Source organism: Nocardia miyunensis NBRC 108239, from assembly GCF_001613065.1.
Classification (GTDB): domain Bacteria; phylum Actinomycetota; class Actinomycetes; order Mycobacteriales; family Mycobacteriaceae; genus Nocardia; species Nocardia miyunensis.
This window is the reverse complement of sequence record NZ_BDBQ01000107.1, coordinates 21,086-36,780: the sequence shown is the minus strand read 5'-3', so window position 1 is coordinate 36,780 and position 15,695 is coordinate 21,086. Positions and strand designations below refer to the sequence as shown.

General features: G+C 68.7%; 17 protein-coding genes. 8 read left to right on the top strand and 9 right to left on the bottom strand.

The annotated features are described in order from the left end of the window. Window positions 1–84: 84 nt before the first annotated feature. On the top strand, window positions 85–966 hold the full coding sequence (locus NM2_RS40170; protein ID WP_067680999.1) for an NAD-dependent epimerase/dehydratase family protein: 882 nt from the start codon (window positions 85–87) through the stop codon (window positions 964–966). Between the two features lie 355 nt (window positions 967–1,321). Here NM2_RS40170 and NM2_RS40165 read toward each other — a convergent pair whose 3' ends face one another. Together NM2_RS40165 and NM2_RS40160 are read right to left on the bottom strand one after the other, a co-directional pair. Next, window positions 1,322–2,551, bottom strand: a complete 1,230-nt coding sequence (locus NM2_RS40165; RefSeq protein ID WP_067680997.1) for a site-specific integrase — start codon at window positions 2,549–2,551, stop codon at window positions 1,322–1,324. A 470-nt stretch (window positions 2,552–3,021) separates the two neighbouring features. Beyond that, window positions 3,022–4,233, bottom strand: a complete 1,212-nt coding sequence (locus NM2_RS40160) for a pyridoxal phosphate-dependent aminotransferase (protein ID WP_067680995.1) — start codon at window positions 4,231–4,233, stop codon at window positions 3,022–3,024. A gap of 93 nt (window positions 4,234–4,326) precedes the next feature. On the opposite strand from NM2_RS40160, the gene NM2_RS40155 reads away from it, so the two are divergent. After that, the gene (locus NM2_RS40155) at window positions 4,327–4,902 is read left to right on the top strand and encodes a winged helix-turn-helix transcriptional regulator (RefSeq protein ID WP_067680993.1); all 576 of its coding nucleotides are present in this window, start codon (window positions 4,327–4,329) and stop codon (window positions 4,900–4,902) included. A 220-nt stretch (window positions 4,903–5,122) separates the two neighbouring features. Here the strand turns inward: NM2_RS40155 and NM2_RS40145 are convergent, their stop codons facing one another. From NM2_RS40145 to NM2_RS40130, 4 genes are all read right to left on the bottom strand, one after another. Continuing rightward, a complete protein-coding gene (locus NM2_RS40145) occupies window positions 5,123–6,370 on the bottom strand; it encodes an FAD-binding protein (protein WP_245718461.1) in 1,248 nt (415 codons plus the stop codon). Window positions 6,371–6,583: 213 nt separating this feature from the next. Further along, window positions 6,584–7,438 (bottom strand): class I SAM-dependent methyltransferase, encoded by an 855-nt coding sequence (locus NM2_RS40140; RefSeq protein WP_067680987.1) that lies wholly within the window; start codon window positions 7,436–7,438, stop codon window positions 6,584–6,586. Next, window positions 7,435–7,794: a VOC family protein gene (locus NM2_RS40135; RefSeq protein WP_067680984.1), complete on the bottom strand. Its 360-nt coding sequence runs from the start codon at window positions 7,792–7,794 to the stop codon at window positions 7,435–7,437. Before NM2_RS40135 ends, NM2_RS40140 begins: the two co-directional genes overlap by 4 nt. Then, window positions 7,791–7,970 (bottom strand): ribbon-helix-helix protein, CopG family, encoded by a 180-nt coding sequence (locus NM2_RS40130; protein ID WP_067680982.1) that lies wholly within the window; start codon window positions 7,968–7,970, stop codon window positions 7,791–7,793. Before NM2_RS40130 ends, NM2_RS40135 begins: the two co-directional genes overlap by 4 nt. Before the next feature lie 76 nt (window positions 7,971–8,046). On the opposite strand from NM2_RS40130, the gene NM2_RS40125 reads away from it, so the two are divergent. Genes NM2_RS40125 through NM2_RS40115 form a run of 3 tightly spaced genes read left to right on the top strand, consistent with a single transcriptional unit; the run spans window position 8,047 to window position 10,525 of the window. Then, window positions 8,047–9,054 carry an alpha/beta fold hydrolase gene (locus NM2_RS40125; RefSeq protein ID WP_067680979.1) on the top strand — a complete coding sequence of 336 codons (1,008 nt, stop codon included), beginning with the start codon at window positions 8,047–8,049 and terminating at the stop codon, window positions 9,052–9,054. Between the two features lie 42 nt (window positions 9,055–9,096). Continuing rightward, complete coding sequence (locus NM2_RS40120; protein ID WP_067680974.1) at window positions 9,097–9,681, top strand: TetR/AcrR family transcriptional regulator; 585 nt, start codon at window positions 9,097–9,099, stop codon at window positions 9,679–9,681. A gap of 58 nt (window positions 9,682–9,739) precedes the next feature. Then, a complete protein-coding gene (locus NM2_RS40115; protein ID WP_067680971.1) occupies window positions 9,740–10,525 on the top strand; it encodes an SDR family NAD(P)-dependent oxidoreductase in 786 nt (261 codons plus the stop codon). A 3-nt stretch (window positions 10,526–10,528) separates the two neighbouring features. Here NM2_RS40115 and NM2_RS40110 read toward each other — a convergent pair whose 3' ends face one another. Further along, window positions 10,529–12,175: an ABC-F family ATP-binding cassette domain-containing protein gene (locus NM2_RS40110; RefSeq protein WP_245718460.1), complete on the bottom strand. Its 1,647-nt coding sequence runs from the start codon at window positions 12,173–12,175 to the stop codon at window positions 10,529–10,531. Continuing rightward, on the bottom strand, window positions 12,172–12,657 hold the full coding sequence (locus NM2_RS40105) for a MarR family winged helix-turn-helix transcriptional regulator (RefSeq protein ID WP_067680969.1): 486 nt from the start codon (window positions 12,655–12,657) through the stop codon (window positions 12,172–12,174). Before NM2_RS40105 ends, NM2_RS40110 begins: the two co-directional genes overlap by 4 nt. A gap of 168 nt (window positions 12,658–12,825) precedes the next feature. On the opposite strand from NM2_RS40105, the gene NM2_RS40100 reads away from it, so the two are divergent. The 3 genes from NM2_RS40100 to NM2_RS50460 all read left to right on the top strand — a co-directional run bounded on the left by NM2_RS40100 (window position 12,826) and on the right by NM2_RS50460 (window position 15,216). After that, the gene (locus NM2_RS40100) at window positions 12,826–13,812 is read left to right on the top strand and encodes a pirin family protein (protein ID WP_067681049.1); all 987 of its coding nucleotides are present in this window, start codon (window positions 12,826–12,828) and stop codon (window positions 13,810–13,812) included. 61 nt (window positions 13,813–13,873) lie between these two features. Continuing rightward, window positions 13,874–14,794: a class I SAM-dependent methyltransferase gene (locus tag NM2_RS40095; RefSeq protein WP_169816326.1), complete on the top strand. Its 921-nt coding sequence runs from the start codon at window positions 13,874–13,876 to the stop codon at window positions 14,792–14,794. 92 nt (window positions 14,795–14,886) lie between these two features. Continuing rightward, the gene (locus NM2_RS50460) at window positions 14,887–15,216 is read left to right on the top strand and encodes a hypothetical protein (RefSeq protein ID WP_067680962.1); all 330 of its coding nucleotides are present in this window, start codon (window positions 14,887–14,889) and stop codon (window positions 15,214–15,216) included. A 133-nt stretch (window positions 15,217–15,349) separates the two neighbouring features. Here NM2_RS50460 and NM2_RS40085 read toward each other — a convergent pair whose 3' ends face one another. Continuing rightward, entirely contained in the window at window positions 15,350–15,667 is a 318-nt protein-coding gene (locus tag NM2_RS40085; RefSeq protein ID WP_218026087.1) for a P-loop NTPase family protein, read from the bottom strand. Window positions 15,668–15,695 lie beyond the last annotated feature (28 nt).

Here is a 15,695-nt window from a genome sequence, read left to right as displayed (position 1 = left end):
ATATCACCGCTAGGCTGATGTTACTCAGTCACATCACTTGGAACGTTCGGCGGCAAGCCGACCTCATCGCGAACGGAAAGCAATATGCGCGTCTTCATCACCGGTGCATCCGGTTGGATCGGAACCGCTCTGAGCCGCGAGCTGATCGCGGCGGGTCACGACGTCGTCGGTCTGGCTCGCTCGGCGGCCTCGGCGGAGAAGATCAGGGGCTTCGGCGGCACGGCGGTGCTCGGCGACATGTCCGGCCACGATCTGATCGTGGCCGAGGCAGCGAAGGCCGACGCGGTCGCGCACCTGGCCTTCAGTCTGGACTTCGCCGAGTTCGAGGCCGCCGTGGACAACGAGGTCGCGTTGCTGGACACGATCGCGCGGACGCTGGCCGGAAGCGGGAAAGCGTTCATCGCCGCCTCCGGGACACCGATCCTGGCAGGCCGATTCGCGACCGAGAACGATCACCTGGACGCCGCCGGGCCCGCTGGAGTCCGCGGCCGAACCGCGCGGGCGGTCCTGGCGCTGGCCGACCGTGGCATCCGCTCGGGACTGGTCCGGATGCCGCGCTCGGTCCACGGCGCCGGTGACCGCAACGGCCTGATCGCCGTGCTGGTGGACCTGGCCCGCAAGCTGGGCACCTCCGCGTATGTCGGCGACGGCCGCAATCGCTGGCCAGCGGTGCACATCAGCGACGCCGCCCGCCTGTTCCACCTGGCTCTCGAGCAGGCTCCCGCCGGTGCGGTGCTGCACGCCGTCGGCGAGGAAGGCGTACCGATGCGCCGGGTGGCGGAGGTCATCGCAGCGAAGACCGGACTCCCGGCTGGAGCCGTCGACCCCGAACAACTCGGCGTGTTCGGGGACTTGCTCGGCGGTGACCAGCCCGCCTCCGCGGAAGCGACCCGCGCGCTCATGGACTGGAAGCCGACCGGCCCCACCCTGCTCGAGGATCTCGAGGCCGGTTACTACACCGACTGATCACCGGTGATCTGGACGCCCGCGTGTGACGACCGGCCCAGCGTCGCGCGGGCATCCGGAGACGTGCCTGCCCCGCCTCGAGCGTCGGTGGGACCCGCAGTCTGTGAACCGGCGTGGCGCTCAGAGGTGTTTTCGGGGTGCTTTCGTCGTCTTCGGTTGCCGGGATGAGTTCGAGTGGCTCGCCGGTGAAATGGGTGGTGCGCGCGCGTGGTGCGGGCACTGGGTTTCGGCGCGATTCTACGGCTCGATCGAGACGATGAAACCCGGCCCGTCAGCGGATTCCCCTGTCGCGGCGAGGAATTCGTGAACGCGCGGTCGCTGGATGAGCACGGGTGACCTTCCTCGGGATCGCGGATCACAGGCCCAAGCGGGTCACCGCGTTGTCCTCGAGGGGGTTGGCGGTGCGGATGTAGCCGTGCACGGTGCGTGGGTTGGACCAGCGGCCCTGGCGCATGATCTCGCGGTCGCTCGCGCCGCCGAGGGCGGCCTGGGTGGCGAATCCGGCGCGCAGGGAATGTCCCGAGAACAGGGACGGATCCAGTCCGGCGCGGGCGGCGTAGCGTTTGACCAACTCGGCGACCGCGCGCCCGGACATGGGTGTCGCGCCGATGCCGCCGTGCCGCGACACCGCCGGGAACAGCGGCAGGTCCGGATCGGTGATGGTGGTGCCGGTGAATCCGTGACAGCGGTGGATCGCGGGATCCGCGGCGGGGATGCGCTCGAGCCAGGCGGGCAGTGCGCCGGGCCCGTGCTGGAAGTGGGCCTCGCGCAGGCGAATCCAATCCGCGAACGCGCACACCGGGCAGGTGTGCGGGTGCTTTCCGCGGGGCAGGGCCACGCGCTGGGCGGCGACGCCGGTGGGGTCGGTCTTGGTGGCGGGCAACTGGATCAGCAGGATCGGCTCGCCGGTGGCGTGGTCGGTGTGCACTTGAACATCACCGATGCGCAGGCCCGCGATCTCGCTGCGCCGCAATGCACCGGCGAATCCGACCAGCAGGACCAGCACGTCGCGGCGGCGGGCGGATTCGGCCGGCCAGCCCGGATCGGGCAGACCGCGCAGGAGTTGTTCGAGGGTGTGCAATAGAACCGGGCGTTTGCGGCGCGGCTGGGTGCGGCGGGTGCGGCGGATACCGCGCAGGGTCAGGCGCACCACGTCGGTGCGGGTGGGGGAGGCCAGCCCGTTGGCGGCGTGCACGGCCGCGATCGCGGCACTCTTGCGCTCCAGCGTGGCCGCGCTGAACGCCCACGCGCCATCGGGTTTGCGGGCGTCGGCCGCGGCGGCCAGGTACACCGCCACGTCCAGCGCCTCGGCGGGCAGCGCGCAGCGCCCCTCCGTGGCACACCACGCAGACCAGGCGATCCAGTCGGATCGGTACGCGCGCACGGTGTTCGGGGACTGAGAGGCCTCCAGGTACCGTCCCAGCGCCGCGGCCTGCTCGTCATCGAACCGTGCGCGTACCTGCCGCAGCGCGGCGGCATCCACCAGCACGCTGCGCACCCCGCGCCGCAACTCGGACCGGACCCGCTCGGGCACCGCGACCTGCCCCGTCGGCCCATCCTCTGGGGATTCGGCTGCTCCGTTCATCGTTCGCACCGTACCCCGCCGAGCGTGCCCAACCCGGATCGCACACCCGATCGCAATCCGAATGTGGCTGGACGCGGACATCTTTCGGCGCGCATCAGCAACGCCAGCACGGCACTCTGAGCACGTCGCCGATCAGTAACTCGTACACCATGTTCGGCAGGGTGTTCGCGCCGTTGTAGGACTCGCCGACCACGGCGTCGCCCAGGGCCACGCTGCGCGCGAATCCGGTGATCCGCCCGACGGCTCCGGCCAGCGCGACGCGGCTGCCGTTCTGCGCGAGCGTCTTCGGTGAGTTCCCCTGCTATACGCCTGTGGGCATCGTCCCAGAATGGCGCAGCGCCGCTCGCGCGTGGCGGTGCAGCCTGGCCGTAACGGTTCGGTTCGGCCAACCTCGGCAGAGCAACCGCGACGACGCCGGACTCGTCGAGGCGCGTATGTTCCTCGCCGATCCTTCGGCCGCAGCCGAGGAGTTACTGCCGGTAGGTGGACAGGAACCGGCCGATGCGTTCGATGACGGCTTCGAGGTCGTCCGCGTGTGGCAGGGTCAGGATGCGGAAATGGTCCGGGCGCGGCCAGTTGAAGCCGGTTCCCTGCACGATATGCACCTTCTCCTGCAGCAGCAGATCCAGGACGAATCGTTCGTCGTCGTGGATCGGGTACATGGCCGGATCCATGCGCGGGAACGCGTACAGCGCGCCCTTGGGTCGCACGCACGACACGCCCGGGATCGCGGTCAGGGCCTCCACGGCGCGGTCACGTTGTTCGCGCAGTCGCCCGCCGGGCAGGGTCAGGTCGTAGATGCTCTGATATCCGCCCAGCGCGGCCTGAATCGCCTGTTGCGCAGGGACGTTCGAACACAGCCGCAGGCCCGCGAGCATGGTCAGCCCCTCGAGATAGCTGGCCGCGTGCTGGGTGGGGCCGGACACCACGAGCCAGCCCGAGCGGAATCCGGCGCACCGGTATCCCTTGGACAGTCCGGAGAAGGTCAGGCACAGCAGATCCGGGGCCAGGGAGGCCGTCGCGGTGTGGGTGAGCCCGTCGTAGAGGATCTTGTCGTAGATCTCGTCGGAGAACACCACCAGGTTGTGGCGGCGGGCGATGTCCAGGATCGGGCGCAGGACCTCGGGCGGGTACACCGCGCCGGTGGGGTTGTTCGGATTGATCAGCACGATCGCGCGCGTGCGGTCGGTGATCTTGGCTTCGATATCGGCTGGATCGGGACACCAGTCCGCGCCCTCGTCGCACACGTAATGCACCGCGCGCCCGCCGTTGAGCGTGGTCGCGGCGGTCCACAGCGGGAAATCCGGTGCGGGAACCAGGACTTCGTCGCCGGTTTCGAGCAGGGCGGTCAACGCCATCATGATCAGCTCGGACACGCCGTTGCCCAGGAACACCTCCTCCACGTCGACCCCGTGTACGCCCAGGGTCTGGTAGTACTGCACCACCGCGCGCCGCGCCGGGAGCAGACCCTTGGCCGAACTGTATCCGCTCGAGGAGGGCAGGGCGCGCACCATGTCCTGCAGGATTTCCGCGGGCGCCTCGAAGCCGAACAGCAGCGGATTGCCGGTGTTGAGTTTGATGACGTGATGACCCTCGGCTTCCAGACGCGCGGCCTGTTCGGCCACCGGCCCGCGAATCTCGTACGACACGCCCGCGAGTTTGCTGGACTGGGTGAGCTGCATGAATGTCCCTCCTGGAGATGGCTTCCGCACACTGTACTTGGAAAATCCAAGTTTGCACTTGGTATTTCCAACCACTGAGCTACAGTGTGAGGCGTGTCCCGCCGAAACTACGACCACTTCTGCTCGGTGAGCCGCGCACTCGACGTCATAGGCGATCGCTGGAGCCTGCTGGTGGTGCGCGAATTATCCTCGGGCCCAAGGCGATACAGCGACCTGTTCGCCGACCTGCCCGGCATCAGCACCGATATGCTGGCCACCCGGCTGCGCGACCTCGAGCAGGACGGTATTCTGACCCGCCGTCGCGTCGGTCCCCGCGCGGCGACCGCGGTCTACGAACTCACCGAGTCCGGGGTCGCGCTGCGGCCGGTGCTCGAGGCCCTATCGGACTGGGGCGCACCGCGATTGGGCGCTCGCCGGGCCACCGACGCGGTGCGCGCACACTGGTTCGCCCTGCCGCTGGGCCGCGCGGTCGCCCGGCAGGTGCCCCGGGGCACGGTCACGGTGCACATCGGTGATGCGGTGTTCCATTACGTCATCGACCACGACACGATCAGCCACCACGACGGTCCGGCCGCGGACCCCGATCGCGAATTCCACCTCGAACTGGACGAGGCGATCGAGATCGCATTGGGCACGCGGCCTTTGAGCGGCCAGGCCAGAGAGGTCTGACCCGACCGGCAGCGAACCGGATCTGCTTGCGGCGAAACATGTTTCGGGCGATCCACATCGGCACGGTTCGAATGCTCGTCGGCTGGTCATCGTGGCACACGCGGCTGTTCGTACGGACCGGACGGGGCAACAGATCCGATCTGTGGCAGTCGGCCGTGCTGCTCGAAGCGCTGCCGATCGACCACCCGCGCTGCGTCGAGTTCGCTTGTGCGGGTGGGGTTCAGGGTCGGGCGAAGTAGCGTCCGAGGAATTCGTTGGTGAACTTGCCCGCTGGATCGTATTGTCCGAGAAGACGTTCGAACTCGGCATAGTGGTCGTAGCGGGCGCGCAGCGTCCCCGCCTCGCAGGTGAACAGTTTGCCCCAGTGCGGGCGTACCGCGAACGGGTCCAGCAGATCCTCGATCGTCGGCAGCAGGGCCAGGACCGCGGGGGTGTCGTCGATCCAGGTGAAATGGAATGCGGCCGAATCGCGTCCGGCGGCGGGGGACAGCCACAGCGGTTCCGCGGCGATCGTGCGGATCTCACACGTCTGCACGATCGGGGCCATCCGGTCGCGGATCGTGTCCAGGGCGCGGTAGGCCGCCACGACGTTCTCGCGGGGCACGAAATACTCCGACTGGAGCTCACGGCCGGTGCTCGGGGTGAAATCCATCCGGAAATGCGGCAGCCGGTGATGCCACGGGCCCGGTTCGCCCAGCTGGGCGGTGCAGTGCCGCGCGTCCATACCCGGGACCGGATGCCGCGCAGCGTCCGCGCGCCTCGCGCCGAACCAGCTCGGGCCCGGAACATCAGGCGTGCGTGGACCTTTCACCCACACCTGATCCAGATGATCGGCACGCCAGGTGGTGAACACGCTCACGCTGTAGCCCGCGGCGAGGATCTGCTGAGCGTGCTCGGCGAATTCGTCCGCGGGCAACCGGTCGTAGACGTACTGCGCCAGCTCGAAGGCGGGCACCAGATCCAGGCTCAGCGCCGTGACCACCCCGAATCCGCCCAGCCCGACCACCATTCCCGCGAAATCCGGGTGCCCGCGCCGGATCTCGATCAGATCACCGTCCGCGGTGACCATCTCCAGCCCCGACACCGACGCGGCCAGGCTGCCGTTGTGCACTCCCGAACCGTGCGTCCCGGTGGCCACCGCCCCGGCAACCGAGATATGCGGCAGCGAACCCAGGGTCGGCAACGCAAATCCCGCCGCGTGCAGGAGATCGGCGAAATCCCCGTACCGCAACCCGCCCGCGACCGTGACACACGATGCCGCGGAATCGATCTCGACCCGGGGAGCCATCCCCGCGAGCGAAATCTGTTCGCCGGTGGTGTCGGCGATCGCATTGAACGAATGCCCGCTGCCCAGCACGCGCACCCGCTCGGATTCGGCCACCAGCCGGCGCACCCCGTCCACATCGGCGGGCCGATGCACACCACGAGCCCCGAAAGCGATATTGCCCGCCCAATTCGTCCGCACCACGATCCGTCCTCTCCAGCACCCCGCCCGCATACGCTAGCGCGAATCCGAACCACCACCGCGTATCGGCGTGGGCGGGACTCGACTCTGTGCCGGCGGCGGTGCTCGCACGCGGTCCACCCGGACCCGACGTGTTGGCGTTTGGCCCGCCGCACCCACGACCGGCTGATTCGCGGGTCGTTGCGCGGAATACGACCCGCAGCAACGAGATAGGGTTCAGGTGTTCGCCACGAGCAACTCCTCCGAGGCCGCGGGACGCAACCCGTCGAGGCGGTCGCGGAAGTAGCGGTCGGCCAGATCTTCTCCCGAGACGGTGCGTGCGTCGCGGAAGCCCGCCTCGAGAGCCAGCGCGCGGATCTGCTCCGGATCGTAGAAGCTGATGAACGGCGTTCCCGCCGAACGCGCACCGCGCTCGGCGAACTCGCGCAGCATCCGCTCCTGGGCGTCGACTCGATCGATCGGGAGCATGTAGGTCATCACCAGCGTCGAACCCGGCGCGAGCGCGGAAATGCGTTGCAGGGTGGCGGTATTGGCCGCGTGCGTCAGATACATCGACACTCCGGTGGAGGCGACCACCGCCGGGCGCCGGGGATCGAAACCGGCCTCGACGAGCCGCTCCCACCACGACTCGGTCTCGAAATCGACCGGCACCAGCCGCAATCCGGGCGGTGTGCCCAGGCCGAGCTCGTCGAGGCGGCGGCGTTTCCACTCCTGCGGGCCGGGCTGGTCGACCTCGAAAATCGTGACGGCCGAAGCGATCTCGGGACGGCGCTGGGCCAGGGTGTCCAGGCCGGCGCCCAGCAGCACGTACTGCCCGAGGCCCGCGGCGGCCTGTTCGGCGATCAGATCCTCGATGAGCCTCGCCCGTGCCACGATTCCCGCGCGCATCGGCGCGGTCGAGACCGGGTCCATGTCCGGGCGCTCGCGCCAGCCGTCGTCGGGATCGACCAGGCGCAGGCCGATCTCGTCGCGCAGCACGTGCGGGGGTGCGTCGGCCTCGAGATGCAGCGCACGCCACAACGCCACCCGCGCCGCGGTGTGCTCGGGCGCGACGGTCTGCTCCCCGCTCATGCCGGATCCGCCTGCGTGATCGCCGGGGCGGCCTGCAGGGTCCACAACCGCCCGTCCGGATCACGCACGACCATCTCCCTGGTCCCGAAGTGCGTGTCCTCGAATTCGGTGACGATCTCGGCGTCACTGTCGAAGCGCACCGCCTCGGCGTCGGGCACCGCGAGGACCAGGCGGGTATCGGGCTCTTCGTGCGGGACCTCGGCGACGAACACGTATGGGCCCTGGCCGTTGCGGAACAGACCGGAGTTGTGGTCGGTGGTGAAATCGGGTTCGTAGCCCAGGGATTGCATGAACCGGGCGGCCTTACCCCAGTTGCGGGTCGTGAGATACACGGCCGCGATGCCGGTGGTGGTCACGATCGGCGCTCCTTTCGCTCGGGTGGTTGCTCGGTGGGGGAATGCTCGAGATATGCGCGCAGCGCCTCGGCGACCAGTGCCGACAACGACTGCCCCGACTCGATGGCCCGGAACTTGACCTGCTTGATCAGCTCCACCGGCAGATACACGTTGAACTGCTTGACCTCGTCTCCCACACCAGGATGCTAGCATGCTAGCAAGCTAGGAAGCAACGGCCGGAATACCCCACTCGCGGACGGGCTTGGACCGAAGGTGACCGATCACGAGATCTTCGAACTGGGCGAGTTCGCCCTCGGTGGCATCACGGTGCCCGACGTGCGACTGGCGTACACGACCTACGGGTCCCTGACGCCCGACGCCGCCAACGCCATCGTGTTCCCCACCTGGTTCGCCGGCACCCACGATTCCAACGAATGGCTGATCGGCCCCGGAAAGGCACTGGACACCGACCGATACTTCGTCGTCGTGCCGAACCTGTTCGGCAACGGCCTGTCCAGCTCGCCCAGCAACACCCCCGCACCCTACGATCGGGCCCGGTTCCCGCACGCGACGGTGCTCGACAACGTCACCGCGCAGTATCGCCTGGTCACCGAGCGATTCGGCATCACCCGGCTGGAACTGGTCCTGGGCGCGTCCATGGGCGCGGCGCAGGCGTACCAGTGGGCGGTCGCTCATCCGGACATGGTCCAGCGCATCGCCGCGATCACCGGCTCGTCGCACACCAGCCCGCACAATCAGGTGTTCCTGGAAGGGCTGCGCGCCGCGCTCACCGCCGATGCCGCCTTCGCCGACGGTGACTACCGGACCCCGCCGCGGCGCGGGCTGCGCGCGTTGTCGCGCGTATACGCAGGTTGGGGGCTGTCCCAGGCGTTCTACTGGGAGCGGCTGTACGAGAAACTCGGCTTCCCCACTCTCGAGGATTTCCTGATCGGGGTGTGGGAGAACAACTTCCGCGACTGGGACGCCAACGATCTGCTCGCCATGATCCACACCTGGGAGCACGCGGACGTCGGGCGCACACCCGGATTCGACGGCGACACCCGCGCCGCACTGGCCTCGATCACCGCGCGCACCCTGTCGATGCCCTCGCACAAGGATCTGTACTTCCCGCCCGAGGACGAGCAATGGGCCGTGCGGCACATCCCGGACGCGGAACTGCGCGTCATCCCGGGCATCTGGGGCCATCTCGCGGGGGGCGGCGCGGATCCCGACGCGGCCGCGTTCATCGACGCCGCACTGCGCGAGCACCTGGCCCGCTGACAAAAATGGACCTTTAGGTCCAAAGATCGGTATCCTCAGCGGATGACGATCACCGCCAAGGGTCAGGCCACCCGCAAGCGGATCATCGAGGGCGCGGCGGTGCATCTGCGCAGCGAGGAACCCGGCACGGTGACCCTCGACGACATCCGCGCGATAACCGGCACCAGCAAGGGGCAGATCTTCCACTACTTCCCCGGCGGCAAAGAGGAACTGCTGGTCGCGGTCGCGCGGTACGAGGCCGAGCGGGTGCTCGAGGATCAGCAGCCGCACCTGGGCGCGCTGACCACGTGGGCGGCCTGGGAACGCTGGCGCGAGGCGGTGCTGGCCCGGTATCGCGCCCAGGGCAGGCACTGTCCGCTGGGTTCGCTGATGGGCCAGGTCGCCACCACCGCCGGGACCGCCGAGGTGGTGGGCACGCTGCTGGCGCAGTGGTGTGAGCACATCCGCCGGGGCATCGCGGCGATGCAGGGCGCGGGACTGGTGAGCGACCGGATCGATCCGGACGCGGTCGCGATGACGTTCGTCGCGGCCATCCAGGGCGGTGTGCAGGTGCTGCGCACCACCGGCAGCGTGGAATACCTGGAGACCTCGATGAACACCCTCGTCGAACACCTGCGCAACGGGTGATCCGGCGCAGCATACTTTGGACTTGCTGGTCCAAAAATTGGCTCGTAGCGTCGGTCGTATGTCACGACTCTCGGGCAAGACAGCCCTCATCACCGGATCCACCAGCAATATCGGCCGCGCCATCGCCGAGGCGTACGCGGCGTCGGGCGCGCACGTCGTGGTCTCCGGCCGCGACGACGCACGCGGGCACGCGGTCGTCGAGCGTATCCGCGCCGCGGGCGGGCGCGCGGACTACGTGCACGCCGAGCTGGACGGCACCCTGGCCGCGAGCCGCGCCCTGGCCGAGACGGCCACCGCCACGCTCGGCGGCCGGATCGACATCCTGGTCAACAACGCCGGGATCTACCCGCCCTCGACCACCCCGACCGCCGACGAGGCGATGGTCGATCGCGTCTACGCGGTCAACGTCAAGGCCCCGTTCTTCCTCACCCAGGTCCTCGCGCCCGCGATGGCCGAGGCCGGCGGCGGGGTGATCATCAACCTGGGCTCGTGGGTCGCGCGCCTGGCGGTACCGGTCGGCGCGCTCTACGCCTCCACCAAGGGCGCGATGGAAACCCTCACCCGGGCGTGGTCCGCGGAGTTCGGCCCACGAGCAGTGCGTGTCAACGCCATCTCCCCGGGCGTGATCCGCTCCGGCGACCACGCGCCGGGCACACCGAGCCCGGGAGACGCGATGATGTACGGCACCCCGGCCGGGCAACTGGGCACACCCGAGGCGATCGCCGCGGCCGCGGTGTATCTGGCCTCCGACGACGCCGCGTTCGTGCACGGCACCGTCCTGGACGTCGACGGCGGCCGTACCGGCGTCGCGGTCGTCGCCGAACCCGTCCCCGCGGGCCGGTAGCGGTCAAGCCGGATCGGGTGCGCCGACCTGGCTCAACCGGCCCTGCGCCAAGCGCCGCCAGCGCCGCACCCGCACCTCGGTCAGGAAACGTGCGTCATGGCTGACCACGACGAACGCACCCCGATACGCCTCGAGCGCACTCTCGAGCTGCCCGACGCCGATCAGGTCCAGATTGTTCGTCGGCTCGTCCAGCAGCAACAGCTGCGGCGCGGGTTCGGCGAACAACACGCACGCCAGACTCGCGCGCAACCGCTCCCCACCCGAGAGCGCCCGGACCGGACGATGCGCGGCGGGACCGCGAAACAGCAAGCGCGCCAACGCGTTCATCCGCTCGGCGGCGGGCAGCCGCGGTGCGCTCAGGGCGAGGTTCTGCGCCACGGTCAGCTCGGGATCGAGCAGGTCCAGCCGCTGTGACAGGTACGCCACCCGGCCGTGGCCGTGCTGCACCCGGCCGCGATCCGAGGCCAGCGCACCGGCCAGGATGCGCAGCAGCGTGGATTTACCCGCACCGTTCGGCCCGGTCAGCGCGATCCGCTCGGGTCCGCGGATGGTCAGATCCACTCCGTCCCCGGCGAACATCTCCCGTCCGCCCAGCTGAACACCGATGCCCTCGCCCGCGAATACCGTGCGCCGGGCGGGAACCTCGGTGCCGGGCAGGTCCAGCACGATCCGCTGATCCTCGCGGATCGCGCGCTGTGCCCGATCGAGCCTGTCGCGGGCCGCGTCGACCCGCGCGGTGTGCGTCTGGTTGGCCCGCGCCGCGGATTCCTGGGCGTTGCGTTTCATGGTGCCGGCGAAGATCTTCGGCAATCCGGCATCGCCCACGGTGCGCGCGGCGTTGCTCGCCCGGCGCGCCGCGCGTTCGCGGGCCTGCTGCATTTCGCGTTTCTCCCGCTTGACCTCCTGCTCGGCGGTGCGCACATTCTTCTCGGCCACTTCGCGCGCGGCCCGCACGGCGTGCTCGTAGGCGGTGAAATTGCCTCCGTGGAAACGGATTTCGGCGGATTCGAGTTCGGCGATGCGGTCCATGCGCTCGAGCAGCGGGCGGTCGTGCGCGACCACCAGCAGGCCTCCCGGCCACTCCTCGAGCACCCCGTACAGGCGCTGGCGCGCATCGATGTCGAGGTTGTTGGTCGGTTCGTCCAGCAGCAGTACGTCCGGGCGGCGCAGCAGTTGCGCGGCCAAGCCGAGTGTGACGATCTGCCCGCCGCTGAGTGTGTCCAGGCGGCGGGTCAGCGCGATATCGGCCAGGCCGAGCCGGTCGAGTTCGGCCCGGGTGCGCTCCTCGATATCCCAGTCCGAGCCGATGACCGCGAAGTGTTCCTCGCGCACGTCACCGGATTCCACCGCGTCCAGCGCCGCCAGAACCGGTGCGATACCCAGCACCTGCGCGACGCTCGAGGTGCTGGTCAGCGGCAGGGTCTGGGACAGATAGCCCAGCACGCCCTCGACGGTGACGCTGCCGCCGCGGGGACGCAGGTCACCGGCGATCAGGCGTAGCAGCGTGCTCTTGCCCGCGCCGTTGGGGGCGACCAGGCCGGTGCGTCCGCCGGGGACGGTGAACGACAGGTCCCGGAATACGGGGGTGTCATCGGGCCAGGTGAACGACAGATTCGAACAGACGATGCGAGCATCCTGTAACAGGATCACCGTCGCGTGGCCGCCGCGTCGTTCTCCGCGCGTTCGAGCCGGGCCCGCATGCGAGTGAAAATCCTTCCCAGGCAAGCCAGTTCGTCTTCGGTGAGCTCGTCCAGGAACAGCTCGCGCACGGTGCGGGCGTGGCCGGGCGCCGCGGCCAGGAACGCCTCGAGTCCGGTGGCGGTCAGTACCGCGCGATAGCCGCGCCCGTCGCCGGGGGCCGGTTCGCGGGTGAGCAGGCCGCGTTTGATCATCGAATTGACCTGATAGGTGATGCGGCTGCGGGAGAACACCATCCGATCGGCCAGCTCGCTCATCCGCAGCCGATGCTGCGGGGCTTCGCGCAGCAACAGCAGCAGGTGATAGTCGATCAGGCTCAGTCCGCTCGAGGCTCGCAGGGCCGCGTCCACGCAGGTCTCGAGCCGCACGCTGCCCTCCAGGTAGGCGCGCCAGGCCTGCACTTGATCCGCACGCAATTCACTCGGCTCGGGCATCGCACTCCTCACTGCTACAAATCTTGATCATACGAGCCGATCGCGGTGGGCTGCCATGCTCACCCAGGCGAGACAACACCTGAAGACCTCCGCTGGATTACCGGGAATGTTCGGAAGGCGCCTATCGTTGTCAGGGTAGACAAAATTTCAACTACATTGGAGGACGTCATGCCAGCTGTGACAGCGGACACGCTGACGCTCAGCCGGGTGCCCGCACCGGATCCGGCGGTGATGTCGCAGCGCCCCGTCCGATCGGTGACGACCGCGCCGACCGGATTCGAAGGTGAAGGATTCCCGGTGCGCCGCGCATTCGCCGGGGTCTCGCTCGCGGATCTGGATCCTTTCATCCACATGGACCAGATGGGCGAGGTCGAATACGCGCCAGGCGAACCCAAGGGCACCCCGTGGCATCCGCACCGCGGCTTCGAAACCGTCACCTACATCATCGACGGCACCTTCGAGCACCAGGACTCCCACGGTGGCGGCGGCACCATCAGCAACGGAGACACCCAGTGGATGACCGCGGGCAGCGGCATCCTGCACATCGAGAAGCCGCCCGAGTCGCTGGTGATCTCGGGCGGGATGTTCCACGGCATCCAGCTGTGGGTGAACCTGCCGCGGGCGAACAAGTTCAACGCGCCCCGCTACCAGGACATCCGCGGCGGACAGGCCACCCTGCTGTCCTCCGAGGACGGCGGCGCGCTGCTGCGGGTGATCGCTGGTGAACTCGACGGACACGCCGGTCCGGGTAGCACCTTCACCCCGATCAGCCTCGTGCACACCACCATCAGCCCCGGAGCCCGGCTGAACCTGCCGTGGAACCGCGGATTCAACGCACTGGCCTACGTGCTGGCCGGTGTCGGCACCGTCGGCGAGGATCAGCGCCCGATCCACAAGGGGCAGCTGGCCGTGTTCGGTCCCGGCGACGCGCTGACCCTCACCGCGGGCACCTCGGCTCCCGCCGCCGAACCGAACCTGGAAGTGCTGCTGCTGGGCGGCGCCCCGATCCGCGAACCGGTCGCGCACTACGGGCCGTTCGTGATGAACACGCGCGCCGAGTTGATGCAGGCGTTCGAGGACTACCAGGCCGGGCGCTTCGGAGTCATTCCTGCGGAGCAACTGCCGCACACCGATGGCGACCCCGCGCGGGCATGACACCGCGAGCCGGATCGCGCGGGCACGTCCCCGCCCACGCGATCCGGTAGCCCGCGCCGGGATGTCCAGGTTCGGATCGATCGTCGGACACGCCGCCGAGTGTCTGCGACGCCTCCCGGTGAACATCCACTACGGTCGGCACCGGACATCCGCCCGCGTGATCGCTGCGCAGGCTGCGGCGATTCCGGTGCGCGGCATCGCCGAGGAGAAGTGCACGGCAGTGAACCTGCCGCAGGGAAGGCAACGCACCGGCGATCGACGAAGGGGACGTCCCGTGACCATGAGCGATTTCGCGTACACCGGGTGTGACAACCTGGAGGCAATGGCCGCGGCGGTCAACTACAACACCTTCCTGATCGACACCGTCGGCAGACACCTCGAGGCCCGATCCCCTGCGCGGGTGCTGGACTTCGGCGCCGGTTCGGGCACCTACGCGGACATGCTCGCCGCACGGCAGATCGCCCCCGAATGCCTCGAACCCGACCAGGATCTGCGAGAGATCCTGCGCGCCAAGGGATATCAGGTCCTCGATCACGACCGGGAGACCGCCCGTGACGACGAGGGCTACGGCCTGATCTACACCTTCAACGTCCTGGAACACATCAAGAACGACCAGGCCGCCTCCGAACAGCTGGCCGCGCTGCTGCGTCCCGGCGGCACACTGGTCGTCTACGTACCCGCCCTGGAAGTGCTGTTCACCGCCATGGACACCAAGGTCGGCCACTACCGCCGCTACCGCCGCACCCAGCTGAACCGCATCCTGCGCAACGCGGGCCTCGAGATCGTCGAGTCCCGCTACTGCGACCCCCTCGGATTCTTCGCCACCCTGGCCTACAAGATGCTCGGCCCCGGCGACGGCACCATCAACCCGCGCTCACTAGAGTTCTACGACCGCCTCGTATTCCCCGTCAGCCGCGCCCTGCAAATCCTGACCAGCAAATTCTTCGGCAAGAATGTCCTGGTCGTAGCCACCAAAGCTTGATCGGCTCGGTGCGAGGCAGGCGCGCCGCGAACCGGTGTCGTGACGAATTCTGGCACCGAACTGCTTGTGTCAGAGCACTTTCCGATCCTTCGATGTCGTCGGTGTACCATCACTCCGCCCTGATGCGCGTGCGGCAATCAGATTTGGACCGCACCGAAACGTTCCCCGCGGGCGTGCGCGCGCTGGTCGCACGGGAAAAACCGGTGGCGATCACCGGTTTTGGCACCGCCACCTGGCACGGCGCGGCCGATGTGGCCTCGCGCAGCAACGAGATCGTCGAATACGATCCGCGCACCGGCGATCCGTGCGGCTGGACGGCGTTCACCGCCGTCACCGAGTGCTACGGCGGCAAGGGTGCGCAGACCTATTGTGGCACAAGCCTTCCGGGCCAGAAAGGGATGCCTCCGGCGGATCATTGCTGATCGCGCGGGTACTGCTCGACCTCGCGGGGACGGCACAGCAGATGCAGGTTCGCCCCGGGGGCGTAACGCGCGGCCGCCGCGAGGATTCGGGGCACGCTGCGGTGGCGACAGCGGATCATCCAGTGCCAGAACGTCAGGTTCTCGCGGGAGCGGCGCAGTGCGCGTGAGGCGCAGACCGCGAGCGGGAAGTCCGCACGACAATCGTGTCGGCGGCGCGAAGCCGGGGTTCGAGGACATCGAACGGGCCCAGATCGCAGTCCAGAATCCAGGCCGGCGACGCGATGAGTTCCCGCTGGATCGCCGCCCACCGGTCGCGGGGGAGCGGGGCCGAATCCGGTGACCAGAAAATCTCGTCCAATTCGGTGACCGGCAGTCCGGTCGCGATGGCCAACCGGCGAGCGAGCGTGGACTTGCCCGCACCGCTGCGACCGAGCACGACGACTCGTTGCACAGGGCCTCCGGGGGATTCGGATGATCGC